Here is a 12,744-nt window from a genome sequence, read left to right as displayed (position 1 = left end):
GAGAACCTCCGAGAAGAAGGAGAGCCATGCGCGTCTTCGCCTGCCCGAAGTGCGGCGCCTGGGTCGAATTCGAGGACCGGATGTGCCTCGCCTGCTCCACCTCCCTGGCCTACAGCCCCGACCGGGACGACATCGTCCTCGCAGACGCGGAGGTGCTGTGCGGCTTCCGGGAGCAGATCGGCTGCAACTGGGTCGCCGATCCCGAGGGCGACGGAGAGTGCGCCTCCGACCGGCTGACCGTGGAGCGGCCGGGCGAGGGCGACCCGGTGGCCATCGTGCAGCTGGCCGTGGCCGAGCAGGCGAAGCGCCGCCTCGTCCGGCAGCTGCGGCACCTCGGCCTCCCGATCGAAGTGCGCGCGGGCGACCACGGCCTCGGCTTCGCTCTGAAGTCGCCCGCCGACGGCGAGCAGGTCCTCACCGGCCATGCGGACGGGCTCATCACGATCAACCTCACCGAGGCCAGCGATCCGCACCGCGAGGAGGTGCGGATCCAGCTCGGGGAGCCGTACCGCACCATGCTCGGCCACCTGCGGCACGAGATCGGCCACTACTACTGGCTGGTCCTCGTCGACGAGCAGCCGGAGGTGGAGCCGTTCCGGCAGCTGTTCGGCGACGAGCGGCAGGACTACGGCGACGCGCTCACGGCGCACTACGGGAACGGGGACGCCGGCGACTGGGCGACCGACCACATCTCCCAGTACGCCACCATGCACCCGTGGGAGGACTTCGCCGAGACCTTCGCCCACTACCTGCACATCGCGGACGTCCTGGAGACCACCGCGTCCGTGGGCGTCACGGTGGACGGGCCGACCGGCGTGCCCGCCCCGCTGGCCGGAAGCATCAGCTCCCGCGGGGCGGCGGACATCTCCGGGTTGACCATGCCCGAGGTCCTCACGCGCTGGCACGGCTTCTCGCTGGCCGTCAACGCGATCAACCGGTCCATGGGGGAGCCGGACCTCTACCCCTTCGTGCTGACCCCGGCGATCGGGGAGAAGCTCGCGCAGGTGCACGACCTCGTGCGGGGCGTCTGAGCGTCAGCGCGCGCGCAGGCGTTCGAGGTCGCGGCGGTCGCGCTTGGTGGGCCTGCCGGCGCCGCGCTCACGCAGGACCGCGATCGGCGCCTCGGTGCGCGGCGGCGGAGGGGAGTGCGGTCGTCGACCGCCTCGGCCGCCACGGATGCCGCGACTCGCTTGGTGAGCAGGGACCGGACGCCGAGGATGTGGTCCCGGTCGGTGCGCGCCACGACCTCGTCGCCGACTCGCACGGACTGAGCGGGCTTGGCGCGCTCGCCGTTGACGCGGACGTGGCCGGCACGGCACGCGGCGGTCGCCAGCGAGCGCGTCTTGTACAGCCGCACCGACCACAGCCAGACGTCGACCCGCACCGCGTCCCCGGAGAACCCCGCCGCCATGGGTCGAGACTACGACGTCGGGCGAGCGGTCCGCTTATACCGCATCCGTAGCCCCGGCGGGGGCGTACCGGAGTGTGACGCCGCGCACATCTGCGGGGGAGACAATAGAGGGGGCACGCCCCCGCGCGCCTGCAGGAGAACAGGGAGCCTTCGTTGGACGGAAACGCAACGTGGAGACACCGCAACGTGTCTCTGCTGTCGGTCGCGAGCACGGTCGCCACCAAGGTGACCACCTCGGAGCAGATCGACAGCCTGCTGCGCCCCGTGCTCAAGCGGCTCCGTCTCCCGGAGGGCCTGCTGCAGCGGGTCGCCGGCATCCAGGAGCGCCGCAACTGGGGTGACGCCCAGGAGTTCGACAGCGCAGCCATCGACGCAGGCAAGCGCGCGCTCGCCGAAGCCGGCGTGCGGCCGGACCAGGTCGGCCTCCTCATCAACACCTCGGTCACGCGCCCGCACCTCGAGCCGTCGGTCGCCGTGCGCCTGCACCACGGCCTCGGGCTGCCGACCTCCGCCATCAACTTCGACATCGCGAACGCGTGCCTCGGCTTCGTGAACGGCATGAGCCTCGCCGCGCAGATGATCGACTCCGGCCAGATCAGCTACGCCGTGGTCATCGACGGCGAGGACGCCGACGAGATCCAGCTCAACACCATCGAGCGCCTCACGCGCCCCGGCATCAAGCGGGCCGACTTCATGAGCGAGTTCGCGAGCCTCACCCTCGGGTCCGGTGCGGCCGCGGCGGTCCTGGGTCCCGCGGACGCGCATCCGGGCGGACACCGGCTCGTCGGCGGCATCACCCGGGCGGCCACCCAGTTCCACGACGTGTGCGTCGGCAGCGTCGACGGCATGTTCACCGATGCCAAGGCGCTGCTCAAGGGCGGCATGGAGCTCGTCGTGTCCGCGTGGAAGGAGGCGAAGCGGGACTGGAACTGGCAGGGCATGGACCGCTACGTCATGCATCAGGTCTCCGACGTCCACACCAACGCGCTGCTCAAGGCGGTCGGCATCGACCGCGAACGTGTTCCCCTGACCTACCCCCGCTTCGGCAACGTCGGCCCCGCGTCCATTCCGATGACGCTGGTCGAGGAGAAGGACCGGCTGAAGCCCGGCAACCGGGTGCTCCTGATGGGCGTCGGCTCAGGCCTCAACACGTCCATGCTGGAACTCGCCTGGTGAACCGGGCGGCGCCCGCGGCCCTTCCGCCGTCGGGCCTGCCGGGCCTCGACGCGCGCTTCTCGCGCCTGGTCGAGGTGCGCTCCGCCGGGGCGACCCGCACCTGGCACGTCCTGGACAACGCGGCCCGGCTGGCCGAGCTGAGGATCGCGCCGACCGGGACTCTGCTGTGCGTGCACGGCAACCCCACCTGGTCCTACCTGTGGCGCCGCCTGCTGTCGGCGGCCACGGCTCAGGCGGCCGCCGGCGGAACGGCGTGGCGCGTCGTCGCCCCTGACCAGCTGGAGATGGGCTTCTCGGAGCGCACGGGCGAGCGCCGGACGCTCCCGCGGCGGGTGCGCGACCTCGGCGAGCTGACCGCAGAGCTCGGGATCGACGGCCCCGTCGTCACCGTCGGCCACGACTGGGGAGGCGTCGTCGCGCTCGGCTGGGCCGTGGACCACGCCGACCAGCTGAGCGGGATCGTGTCCCTCAACACCGCGGTCCACCAGGCACCGGAGACGCCTGTTCCCGCGCCCCTGCGGCTCGCGCTCCTGCCGCCCGTCCTGGGCGCCTCCACCGCGGGGACGCCCGCCTTCCTCGAGGCCACGCTCGCGCTCGGGCACCCACCCCTGCCCGGCCCCGTGAAGGATGCGTTCCGTGCCCCGTACCGCGGCGCGGACCGGCGGCAGGGCATCCGCGACTTCGTCGCCGACATCCCCGCCGAGCCGGGGCATCCCAGTCGGCCGGAGCTCGACCGCATCGCCGAGGGCATCCGTCACCTCGACGTCCCGGCGCTGCTGCTCTGGGGTGCGCGGGACCCGGTCTTCCAGGACCGCTACCTGGACGACCTGTTCGCGCGCCTCCGCCACCCGAGCGTGCACCGCTTCCCCGACGCCGGGCACCTGATCGCGGAGGACGTCGACTATGCGTCCGCCGCCCTCGCCTGGCTCGACGACCCGGCCCCTGAGGCGACGCCCGCCGCCGAGCCTCCGCCCGGGATCGGGGGAGCGCCGCTGTGGAGTGTCCTCGACGAGCTCCGCGACAGCCCCGACACCGCGCTGGTGGAGCTCGCACCGCCCGCCGGGGGCGCGGCACGCGTCGTGTCCTGGCGCCTGCTGTCCCGTCGCGTCCGGGAGCTCGCCGCCGGCCTGACCGCGGCGGGGGTGCGACCCGGGCATCGGGTGTCCCTGCTCGTGCCGCCCGGCGCCGACCTCACCGCCGCGCTCTACGCGTGCCTGCGCATCGGCGCGATCGTCGTGGTCGCCGATGCCGGCCTGGGCCTCCGCGGGCTGAGCCGTGCCGTGACCGGGGCGCGCCCGGACCACGTGATCGGCGCTCTGCCGGGTCTGGCCGCTGCGCGCGCTCTGCGCTGGCCGGGTCAGCGGATCGCGATCGCCCGCTACCCGGCGCCCGTGCGCCGGCTGCTCGGGATCTCGGCGTCCTTCGGTGAGCTCGCCGCGCGCGGGCGCGGGGCCGCCCTGCCCCCGGAGCCTGCGCCGGCGGACACAGCGGCGGTGCTGTTCACCTCCGGCTCCACCGGCCCGGCCAAGGGCGTCGTGTACACCCACGTGGAGCTGCAGGCGCTGCGGGACGCGCTGGCGCGCCAGTACGGCGTCGGCATCGGCACCGGACTGGTGGCCGGCTTCGCGCCGTTCGCCCTCCTCGGGCCCGCCCTGGGGGCGCGGTCGGCTACGCCCGACATGGACGTCACCTCACCCGCGACGCTGACCGCCTCCGCGGTCGCCGACGCGGTGGCGGCCGTCGACGCGACCGTCGTGTTCCTGTCGCCCGCCGCGGTCGCGAACGTGGTGGCGACGGCCGGCTCCCTGACGCCGGACCGGCGCCGAGCGCTCACCGGCGTGCGAACCGTGCTCTCCGCAGGCGCGCCGGTCGCCCGCGAGCTGCTCGAGGGCGTCGCGGCTCTCATGCCGTCGGCCACGGCGTCGACGCCGTACGGGATGACGGAGGGGCTGCTGCTCACCTCCGCAACCCTCGACGACGTGCGGGAGGCCGCCGTGGAGGCGGACGGCGGAGCCGGCGTCCTCGTCGGGCCACCCGTGGACGGCGTCGAGGTGCGGATCGCCGCGCTCGACCGATCGGGCGCCGCGACGGGGGAGCCGGCCGTGGTGCCGGGGGTGGCCGGGGAGATCGTCGTGTCCGCTGACCACCTGCGGGACGGCTACGACCGCCTCGAGCTCACGCAGCGGGAGGCGGCGCACGGCCCCGCGATGGAGTCCGGCGGCCGCCGGTGGCATCGCACCGGGGACGTCGGACACCTCGACGAGGCGGGCAGGCTCTGGGTCGAGGGCCGGCTGGTGCACGTCGTCGTGACCGCCGAGGGCGTGATCACACCCGTCGGCCCGGAGCAGCGCATCGGGGAGCTCCCGGAGGTCGCGCGCGCAGGCCTGGCCGGCGTCGGGCCGCGCGGGACACAGCAGGCCGTCGCGGTGGTGGAACTGCGGAACCCCGTCCGCCGGCCCCGCCTCGCGGACGCCGAACTCGCCGAGCGCGTGCGGTCGGCGGCGGGCGTGCCCCTGGCTGCCGTGCTGGTCGTGCCGCGCCTGCCGACCGACATCCGGCACAACTCCAAGGTCGACCGCACACGCCTGTCCCGCTGGGCGGCCCGGGTGCTGCGCGGGGAGCGGATGACCCGGCCGTGAGGGTGCTCGTCACCGGCGCGAGCGGCCTGCTCGGCCGGGCAACGGCCTCCGCCATCCGGGATGCCGGCCACGAGGTGCGCACGTTCCAGCGACGAGCGTCCGGGGTGCAGGGTGCCGAGGACCTGCGCGGGTCGCTGACCGAGCCCGCGGATGTCGCGCGCGCCGTCGCCGGCATGGATGCCGTGGTGCACCTGGCCGCGAAGGTGTCGCTCGCGGGTCCGCCCGCCGAGTTCGCGGCCGTCAACGTCGAGGGAACGCGCGGGCTACTAAACGCCGCTCGCGCCGCAGGCGTGGGGCGGTTCGTGCAAGTGTCGTCGCCGTCCGTCGCGCATTCCGGCGACTCTCTCGAGGGCACCGACGCGGAGTCGGCCGATCCGGAGCACGCCCGCGGCGAGTACGCGCGGACGAAGGCGGTCGCGGAGCTCCTGGCGCTCGAGGCGGACGCGCCAGATTTCGCGGTCGTCGCCGTGCGTCCGCATCTGGTGTGGGGTCCGGGCGACACCCAGCTGGTTGCCCGCATCGTGGAGCGCGCCCGCGCCGGTCGCCTTCCGCTGCTCGGCTCCGGCGCCGCCCTCATCGACACGACCTACATCGACAACGCGGCGTCCGCGCTCGCCGCGGCGCTCGAGCGCGCCGACGCGGTGCACGGGCAGGCCTACGTCGTCACCAACGGCGAGCCGCGACCCGTCGCCGAGCTGCTGGCGGGCATCTGCCGGGCGGCAGGGGTGCGATCGCCGGCCTGGAGCGTCCCGCCGGGCCTCGCCCGGGCGGCCGGCGGCATGGTCGAGCGGTTCTGGCGCGGAGAGGACGAGCCGCCGATGACGCGCTTCCTCGCCGAGCAGCTGTCGACCGCGCACTGGTTCGATCAGCGCCGGACGCGCGCCGACCTCGCCTGGACGCCAGCGGTGTCCCTTGACGAGGGCTTCCGCCTCCTCGCGGCCTCCTACGCGCGCTGACGCCCGCCCGCTCGCGGCTCTCCGCATTCCTTCGGACTGACCGCAACCGGAGACCGATGCGGATAGTCCGAAACGATGCGGGAAGGGCCGGTCAGTCGGCGGCCGGCTCGGAAGCGCCGAGGAAGGACAGCGATGCGGTCAGCAGATTCCGGGGCACCTCGTGTCCGCCGTCGAACTCGCGGTAGTCGACCTCGTAGCCGAGGGACCGCAGCTCGGGCACGATCCGGCGGCTGCACCGGTCGATGGGCAGCACAGGATCCGCGGTGCCGTGCGAGACGAAGATCCTCGGTGAGCCGTCCGGCTGCCCCGGCACGACGAATCCGGGGGAGTAGGCCAGGATCCGGGGGAAGAGCGAGCCGTTGAGCAGTCCGAGCGTGAGCGCGTACGACGCTCCGTCGGAGAACCCGGCCAGCGCGACCCGGTCCGGGTCCACCGGGAAGTGCTCGAAGATGCGGCGCAGCAGTGTGTCGAGGGCGGTGACGTCCGGGCCGAAGCCGCCGAGGATGACATCCCATGTGTAGTGGAAGGACTTCGGCACGAGGAGGAGGAACTGCAGCCGCTGCGCCTCCGCCTCGAGCACCGGCAGCGAGCGGACGGGGTCCGCGCCTGAGCCGTGGAAGAACACCACGAGCGGCACCGGCGCGTCCGGGAGCCCCGTCGGAACGAGCAGCAGATGCTCCCCCTGGGAGCCGTCGAAGGCGTGCACGCCCGGAAGAAGGGGATCGAGGAGGGGCAGCCGGGGCCGCGACGACAGATGCTCGCGCCGCCGCTCACGTGCGTCTGCCGTCCCCATGTCGCGCCCGGGGCGGCCGTCAGACGTGGGCCACCCGCTCAGCGTGGTGATGCTCCTCCTCAGCAGGCTCGGGCACGACGGAGAGGCCCTCGGTGCGGTACGTGGCCTGCATCATCGCCTCGAGCCACGTGGGGTTGTAGTGGTTCTCGCGCTTCCCGCTGTACCGGAAGTACAGGAGCGAGTGCTGCGAGATCCAGATGGAGCCGTGGGAGGCCTCCTCCAGGTCGATGGGGCCGCCGTGGCCGGCGCCTACGCCCACCTGGGGCTCCTGATCCCAGTTGAAGGCGAAGCTCTCGTTGCGGCGGAGCTTCTGGATGATCACCAGCTGGAGGTGGCGGAGGACGCGGTCCTCGATCTCGATGGCAGGGGCGACGCCGTAGATGAGGTAGCCCATGCTGGCCTCCTTTGAGGACCTTCGAGCACCAGGACTGCGATGGCGCGGCCAGCATAGAGCGCCGCGCGCCGGCGCGGCAGAGCCGCTCGTCCCGTCGGGTTCCCGGTGTCGGATTCGGCTCCTACCATGGGTGTCAGCGCGGCCGGGTGCTCTCCAGGGGAGAGGTGGCGGGGTGACCGGGTGGCGGGGAGCGGGGCCGATTCGCATCGGCCGCGACGAGTGGGTGCTGATGCGGGACGATCCGCGCATCCCGGCAGCTCTCGTGCGTCTGATCGACAGGGGCGGCCCGTACGAGCACTATCGCGTCGTGTCCTTCGACATCGATCCCGCCCGGCGTCGTCTCCTCGGCCGGTACACCTCCCTGCTCGCGGCCGATCGCTCGGTGCTCTACTCGCTTCCGGGCGCCTACCGCGCCGGAGTGTACGGAGGCCCGCCCAACGGGCGCGGTGCTGCGTCTCCCTCCGGCGAGGGCCCCGGCCGCCGGGCTTCGGCCTGAGGATGCCACGGTCGAACGTCACCCCGCCCCGCTGCCCCTACTGTTAAAGGGCTTGACGTCCAGATCGGGGGCGAGACCGTTGACCCGAGCGAGAGGACTCCGTTGGGCAAGCTCACCTACGACTCCACCCTGGTCGTCGACTTCGACGATCGGGTGCTCGCGCATCTCCAGATCGTGATCGGCGCGAAGCTTCGTCGGAACGAGTCGTTCTACTTCTCCTGGCGGGACGACGCCGCCGTGGGCGACGGTCGTTCCGTCATCTGGCTGCACCCCTCGATCCCGGTGTTCTACAAGTACCACGGGGGCCGCGTGCCCGGGATCAACCGGTCCTGGATCGAGGAGCTGATGGCGACGGCGAACTCATCCGGGGGTCTGCGGATCGTCCCCGAGCCGCCCGAGCGCCGAGCGGTGGAGCCTGAATGAACAGCAGGATCTACGTCCGGTACGGCGACCAGGACTACGCGGTCGCGGACCGCTCCCTCGACGAGCTGCGCGCCGAGATCGACGCCGCCCTGTCCAGCGGCGGCTGGGTTCCGGTCTACTTCGGCGAGGGTCGGGCGACCCGCACGGAGCTGCTCATCACGCCCGGCGTGAGCCTGTCCATCCGCGAGGAGACGGAGCCCGAGCCCTCCTGATGCGCTCGGGGTTGGCGCAAGTCCCGCCGGCGCACCGATGCTCGAGGAGCTCGCCTTCCGATGATTGAGGAGCTCGCGCGGCGAGCGTCTCGAAATCAGGCCCCCTAGGGAGGCGACACCCCTTCTTTCCGGCCGCTTATGCCGCGATCGGACGCGCGGCGCAGGTCCGGCGGAGGGCGCGCAGCGCGCCGTCGAGGTCGGGGAACGCCGCCCACCCGCGGTGCGGGGCGAGCCAGGTGACCAGCACGTAGTCGTGGATGCGCTCCACGCGGGCGAGCACGCGGCGATCGTCGGCGGGGGAGAGCCGCACGTCGGAGACCTGCCAGGCGCGATCGCTCAGGGGGTGATTTCGAGCAGGTCCGGGACCGACGACAGCATCATGGTGATAGGAAAGCAAGTCGCCCCAGATCCGTGCAGGGGATTGACACCGGGGGCGTTCTGCGCAGGCGACACCGTGCCGAGGGTCAGCCGCGTCGCACGGCCTCCACACGCAGCCGAACCAGCCGATAGAGGATCCCGACCGCGAACACCGCGGCTCCCGCGATCAGGGCGGGGATCGGAACGGTGGCGACGAGGGCCAGGCAGCCGACGGCTCCGGCGACCTGGAACGGCCGCGGGTAGCGCCGGGCTGACCCGCTCTGGCCGAACGCCGCCAGGTTGGCGACCAGGTAGTACAGCAGGACGCCGAACGACGAGAAGCCGATCGCGGTCCGGATATCGGCGACCGCGACCAGGAGCGCCGCGCAGAGGGCCACGATGACCTGCGCGGTCAGCGGCACCGCGGTGCGGGACGCGACAGCGGACAGCGGACGGGGAGATCGCCGGTGCGAGCCATCGCAAGGACGGTGCGCCCGAGCCCGGCGGTGAGGGCGAGCAGCGAGCCGAGCGAGGCGATGCCGGCCGCCACCCCGATGACGGGAACCGCTCCGGCCCAGCCGGCGGCGGCCGCCGCATCCTGGAGCGGTGCCGTGGCGGCGGCCAGGCGCTCGGCGCCGAGCGACCCGAGCAGCGCGATCGCGACGGTGGCGTAGATGGCCACCACCAGCAGGAGCGCGATGCCGATCGCGCGCGGGATGGTGCGCGCGGGCTCCCGCACCTCCTCGCCCAGAGTGGCGATCCGGGCGTAGCCCGCGAAGGCGAAGAAGAGGAGCCCCGCCGCCTGCAGCACGCCGTAGGGGCCGGCCGTTGGGCCCTCGAAGCGCGAGGGATCCCAGCTGGTGAAGGCGGCGACGGTCGCGATCGCGATGCCCGCGAGGGCCAGCGCCACGAGGACTGCGGCGACCGCAGCCGTGCGCGTGACGCCGAGGAGGTTGATCGTCGTGATCACGAGAATGGCGAGCACTGCGATCGGACGGCCGAGCTCGGGCGGCGCGAGGTAGGCGGCGGCGGTGAGCGCCATGGCTCCAACGCTTGCCGTCTTGCCCACCACGAAGCCCCAGCCGGCCAGGAAGCCCCACCACGGACCGAGCTCGGCGCGCCCGTACGCGTACACGCCGCCCGCCACCGGGTGCACGGCGGCCAGCTGAGCGGTCGACGTGGCGTTGCAGAAGGCGACGACGGCCGCGATGGCGAGCCCGGCCGGCAGCAGCGGACCGGCGGCGGCCGCTGCGGGAGCGAAGGCGGTGAACACGCCGGCGCCGATCATCGACGCGAGGCCGAGGATGACGGCCGAGCCGGTGCCGAGTCGGCGGGCGAGCGGTGTCGCGGTCACGCCTCAGACGGTCGCGAGGAGGAGGCGACCGTGTCGAGCGATCCGGGCACGAGGCGGTAGTAGGCCCACGTCCCGCGCTTGGTGCGGCTGAGGAAGCCGGCATCGACGAGGACCTTGAGGTGGTGCGACACGGTGGCCTGGGACAGCCCGAGCACGTCGGTCAGGTCGCACACGCACGCCTCGGAGTCCTCAGTCGCGGCGACCAGGGAGAGCAGCCGCAGCCGAGCCGGATCGGCGAGCGCCTTGAGGGTCCGTGCAAGGCCCACCGCATCCTCGGCCGGGAGCGTCGCACGCGTGAGGGGCGTGCAGCAGGCCTGGGCCAGGGGGAGCGGTGCGAGCATCGTCATGCTCACAGTCTGGCACGGCATCGACCGGAGTCGATGTAGGGTACACGCGAGCGAAAGGCGCCACATGACCGACTCCCGCCCGACCGTCCTCTTCGTGTGCGTCCACAACGCGGGCCGATCCCAGATGGCCGCCGCCTACACGGCTGCCCGGTCCGGCGGCGCGGTGCGCGTCCTCTCCGCCGGGAGCGAGCCCGCCGATCAGGTGAACCCCGTCGCGGTGGCTGCGATGGCGGAGGAGGGCCTCGACATCGCAGGCGAGACGCCTGCGCTGCTGGAGGTCGAGGACGTGCGGGCCTCGGATGTCGTCATCACGATGGGCTGCGGGGATGCGTGCCCCATATTCCCCGGCAAGCGCTACGAGGACTGGGAGCTGCGCGACCCGGCCGGGCTGCCGCTCGAGGAGGTGCGCCCGATCCGCGGCGAGATCCGCGCACGCGTCGACGCCCTGCTCGCCGAGCTGCTGCCGTCGCCGGCCGCCGAGGCCCGCTGAGGCGGCATCCCGAGCCTGAACCCGCCTCGCGGGAGGGCGAGGCGGCGCAGTGTGACGTGTGCGCATGGGCGGCGTCAAGGGGCCGCCTGCGGACTGGGGCGGCGGGGAACGCCGACCTAGGCTGAGCCGCGGAAGGCAGGTGCGGGGTGGGCACAGCGACGGTCGAGGCGAGTTCATCGCTTCGCGGACGGTACCGCCTCGGCGGAGTCCTCGGAAGGGGCGGCATGGCCGCCGTCTTCGAGGCGCGCGACGAGCTCCTCGGGCGTGACGTCGCGATCAAGCTCTTCCGCCCGGGCGCCGGCGGCGAGGACGAGATCCGGCGCCAGCGCACCGAGGTCAAGATGCTCGCCGGGCTCAACCATCACAGTCTGGTGACGCTCCTCGATGCAGGCGTCGACGTGACAGAGGGCGGCCTGCCGAGGATCTACCTCGTCATGGAGCTGGTTCGCGGCCCCGACCTCAAGCAGCGTCTCGCCGACGGCCCCCTCGGCCCGGTGGAGATCGGCCAGATCGCCTACGACCTCGCCGAGGGCCTCGAGTACACGCACGGCGCAGGCGTTGTCCATCGCGACATCAAGCCCGCCAACATCCTGCTCGTCGAGCCCGGCAGCGGACGGCAGGCCCGCGCCAAGCTGACCGACTTCGGGATCGCCGACCTCGAGGGCCGCGTGCCCAGCGAGGGCGAGCTCACCTCCGGAACCGCGGCATATCTCAGCCCGGAGCAGGCGCGCCGCGAGCCGATCACCGGCGCGAGCGACGTGTATTCGCTCGGCCTCGTGCTGCTCGAGTGCTTCACCGGCACGGTCGCGTTCCCCGGCGGCATGGTCGAGTCCGCGCTGCGCCGGCTGACCGAGGACCCCGTCATCCCCGACACCGTCCCGCAGGCGTGGCGCGACCTCCTCGGTGCGATGACGGCCAGGGACGTCGGCGACCGGCCGACCATCGGCGAGCTCGTGATCGCCTTCCGCCAGCTCGTCGTCGCGGAGTCCGGGGACGCCACCGCACCGGCGAGGACGACCTGCCCTCCGGCACCGACGCTGCCCGCATGGCCGCGGTCCGCCGCTACGGCGTCCTGGAGTCGGCACCAACCGCGAGCTTCGACCGGCTGACGGCTCTCGCTGCCCGGGTGCTCCGTGCGCCCGCCGCCGTCGTGTCGATCGTCGACCATGACCGGATCTGGTTCGCATCGCACCACGGCGTCCGACTCGATGCGATGGATCGGAACCCGGAGCTCAGCGGCTCGGCGATCCTGCGCGAGGATCCGTGGATCATCGAGGACGCCCTGACCGACCCGAGCGCGGCGGACAACCCGCTGCTGGCGGCGGGACTCGGTCTCCGCTCCTACGTCGGGGTTCCGCTGCGCACCCAGGACGGGCACGTCATCGGAACCCTGTGCGTCCTCGACCACGAGCCGCGGGTGGTCACGGCGGACGACCTGCAGACCCTGCAGGACCTGGGGGAGATGGCGACCGGGGAGCTCGACCTCCGCACGGCGGCGGCGATGCTCACGCTGCCGCTGGTCTGAGGGTCGCGGGGCGGGTGCGCCCGGGCTGCGGCCGGTGCCACCTTCAGCGACCCTGACGCCGGCGGGCGCGCTCGCTCGGGCTTAAGACACAGGGGGCGCGTTTCGGTGAGGCGTCGCGTCACTGCGCGGCTGGGTGGGTGCGGAGCACCGAGCGCGGGGCCAGTCGCCGGG

Annotated in this window: 16 protein-coding genes and 1 pseudogene; 10 read left to right on the top strand and 7 right to left on the bottom strand. The window is 73.1% G+C overall.

The window, feature by feature from the left end; genetic code table 11:
• Window positions 1–26: 26 nt before the first annotated feature.
• A complete protein-coding gene (locus QUE51_RS16025) occupies window positions 27–1,031 on the top strand; it encodes a zinc-binding metallopeptidase family protein (protein ID WP_286277344.1) in 1,005 nt (334 codons plus the stop codon).
• A gap of 3 nt (window positions 1,032–1,034) precedes the next feature.
• Here QUE51_RS16025 and QUE51_RS16020 read toward each other — a convergent pair.
• Window positions 1,035–1,411 (bottom strand): annotated as a pseudogene (locus QUE51_RS16020) (RNA-binding S4 domain-containing protein).
• A gap of 153 nt (window positions 1,412–1,564) precedes the next feature.
• On the opposite strand from QUE51_RS16020, the gene QUE51_RS16015 reads away from it, so the two are divergent.
• Genes QUE51_RS16015 through QUE51_RS16005 form a run of 3 tightly spaced genes read left to right on the top strand, consistent with a single transcriptional unit; the run spans window position 1,565 to window position 6,182 of the window.
• Complete coding sequence (locus tag QUE51_RS16015; RefSeq protein WP_286277342.1) at window positions 1,565–2,587, top strand: 3-oxoacyl-ACP synthase III; 1,023 nt, start codon at window positions 1,565–1,567, stop codon at window positions 2,585–2,587.
• Window positions 2,584–5,226, top strand: a complete 2,643-nt coding sequence (locus tag QUE51_RS16010; RefSeq protein WP_286277341.1) for an alpha/beta fold hydrolase — start codon at window positions 2,584–2,586, stop codon at window positions 5,224–5,226. The genes QUE51_RS16015 and QUE51_RS16010 overlap by 4 nt, the downstream gene beginning before the upstream one ends.
• The gene (locus QUE51_RS16005) at window positions 5,223–6,182 is read left to right on the top strand and encodes an NAD-dependent epimerase/dehydratase family protein (protein WP_286277339.1); all 960 of its coding nucleotides are present in this window, start codon (window positions 5,223–5,225) and stop codon (window positions 6,180–6,182) included. The genes QUE51_RS16010 and QUE51_RS16005 overlap by 4 nt, the downstream gene beginning before the upstream one ends.
• A 91-nt stretch (window positions 6,183–6,273) precedes the next feature.
• On the opposite strand, the gene QUE51_RS16000 is transcribed toward QUE51_RS16005, so the two are convergent.
• Window positions 6,274–6,888: an alpha/beta hydrolase gene (locus tag QUE51_RS16000; RefSeq protein ID WP_286277338.1), complete on the bottom strand. Its 615-nt coding sequence runs from the start codon at window positions 6,886–6,888 to the stop codon at window positions 6,274–6,276.
• A 106-nt stretch (window positions 6,889–6,994) separates the two neighbouring features.
• Window positions 6,995–7,369 carry a DUF7882 family protein gene (locus tag QUE51_RS15995; protein WP_286277337.1) on the bottom strand — a complete coding sequence of 125 codons (375 nt, stop codon included), beginning with the start codon at window positions 7,367–7,369 and terminating at the stop codon, window positions 6,995–6,997.
• Between the two features lie 172 nt (window positions 7,370–7,541).
• Here QUE51_RS15995 and QUE51_RS15990 point away from each other — a divergent pair, with 172 nt between their 5' ends.
• From QUE51_RS15990 to QUE51_RS15980, 3 genes are all read left to right on the top strand, one after another.
• Window positions 7,542–7,865 carry a hypothetical protein gene (locus QUE51_RS15990; RefSeq protein WP_286277336.1) on the top strand — a complete coding sequence of 108 codons (324 nt, stop codon included), beginning with the start codon at window positions 7,542–7,544 and terminating at the stop codon, window positions 7,863–7,865.
• A 102-nt stretch (window positions 7,866–7,967) separates the two neighbouring features.
• Window positions 7,968–8,288: a DUF7882 family protein gene (locus QUE51_RS15985; protein ID WP_286277335.1), complete on the top strand. Its 321-nt coding sequence runs from the start codon at window positions 7,968–7,970 to the stop codon at window positions 8,286–8,288.
• Window positions 8,285–8,500: a hypothetical protein gene (locus QUE51_RS15980; protein ID WP_286277333.1), complete on the top strand. Its 216-nt coding sequence runs from the start codon at window positions 8,285–8,287 to the stop codon at window positions 8,498–8,500. Before QUE51_RS15985 ends, QUE51_RS15980 begins: the two co-directional genes overlap by 4 nt.
• 136 nt (window positions 8,501–8,636) lie before the next feature.
• Here QUE51_RS15980 and QUE51_RS15975 read toward each other — a convergent pair whose 3' ends face one another.
• The 4 genes from QUE51_RS15975 to QUE51_RS15965 all read right to left on the bottom strand — a co-directional run bounded on the left by QUE51_RS15975 (window position 8,637) and on the right by QUE51_RS15965 (window position 10,558).
• The gene (locus QUE51_RS15975) at window positions 8,637–8,810 is read right to left on the bottom strand and encodes a hypothetical protein (RefSeq protein ID WP_286277332.1); all 174 of its coding nucleotides are present in this window, start codon (window positions 8,808–8,810) and stop codon (window positions 8,637–8,639) included.
• A gap of 154 nt (window positions 8,811–8,964) precedes the next feature.
• Entirely contained in the window at window positions 8,965–9,279 is a 315-nt protein-coding gene (locus tag QUE51_RS18295) for an APC family permease (RefSeq protein WP_350226679.1), read from the bottom strand.
• Window positions 9,270–10,211 (bottom strand): APC family permease, encoded by a 942-nt coding sequence (locus QUE51_RS15970; RefSeq protein ID WP_350226678.1) that lies wholly within the window; start codon window positions 10,209–10,211, stop codon window positions 9,270–9,272. Before QUE51_RS15970 ends, QUE51_RS18295 begins: the two co-directional genes overlap by 10 nt.
• Window positions 10,208–10,558: an ArsR/SmtB family transcription factor gene (locus QUE51_RS15965; RefSeq protein ID WP_286277331.1), complete on the bottom strand. Its 351-nt coding sequence runs from the start codon at window positions 10,556–10,558 to the stop codon at window positions 10,208–10,210. Before QUE51_RS15965 ends, QUE51_RS15970 begins: the two co-directional genes overlap by 4 nt.
• 64 nt (window positions 10,559–10,622) lie before the next feature.
• Here QUE51_RS15965 and QUE51_RS15960 point away from each other — a divergent pair, with 64 nt between their 5' ends.
• The 3 genes from QUE51_RS15960 (at window position 10,623) to QUE51_RS15950 (ending at window position 12,573) form a co-directional block, all read left to right on the top strand.
• Complete coding sequence (locus tag QUE51_RS15960; protein ID WP_286277330.1) at window positions 10,623–11,048, top strand: arsenate reductase ArsC; 426 nt, start codon at window positions 10,623–10,625, stop codon at window positions 11,046–11,048.
• 224 nt (window positions 11,049–11,272) lie between these two features.
• Window positions 11,273–12,157: a serine/threonine-protein kinase gene (locus tag QUE51_RS15955; protein WP_286277329.1), complete on the top strand. Its 885-nt coding sequence runs from the start codon at window positions 11,273–11,275 to the stop codon at window positions 12,155–12,157.
• On the top strand, window positions 12,094–12,573 hold the full coding sequence (locus QUE51_RS15950; RefSeq protein WP_286277328.1) for a GAF domain-containing protein: 480 nt from the start codon (window positions 12,094–12,096) through the stop codon (window positions 12,571–12,573). Before QUE51_RS15955 ends, QUE51_RS15950 begins: the two co-directional genes overlap by 64 nt.
• Window positions 12,574–12,744 lie beyond the last annotated feature (171 nt).

Origin of the sequence: Naasia aerilata (assembly GCF_030296595.1) — a bacterium.
GTDB classification, from domain to species: Bacteria; Actinomycetota; Actinomycetes; order Actinomycetales; family Microbacteriaceae; genus Naasia; species Naasia aerilata.
The sequence above is the reverse complement of the archived record's forward strand: the minus strand, read 5'-3'. Positions and strand labels throughout refer to the sequence as shown.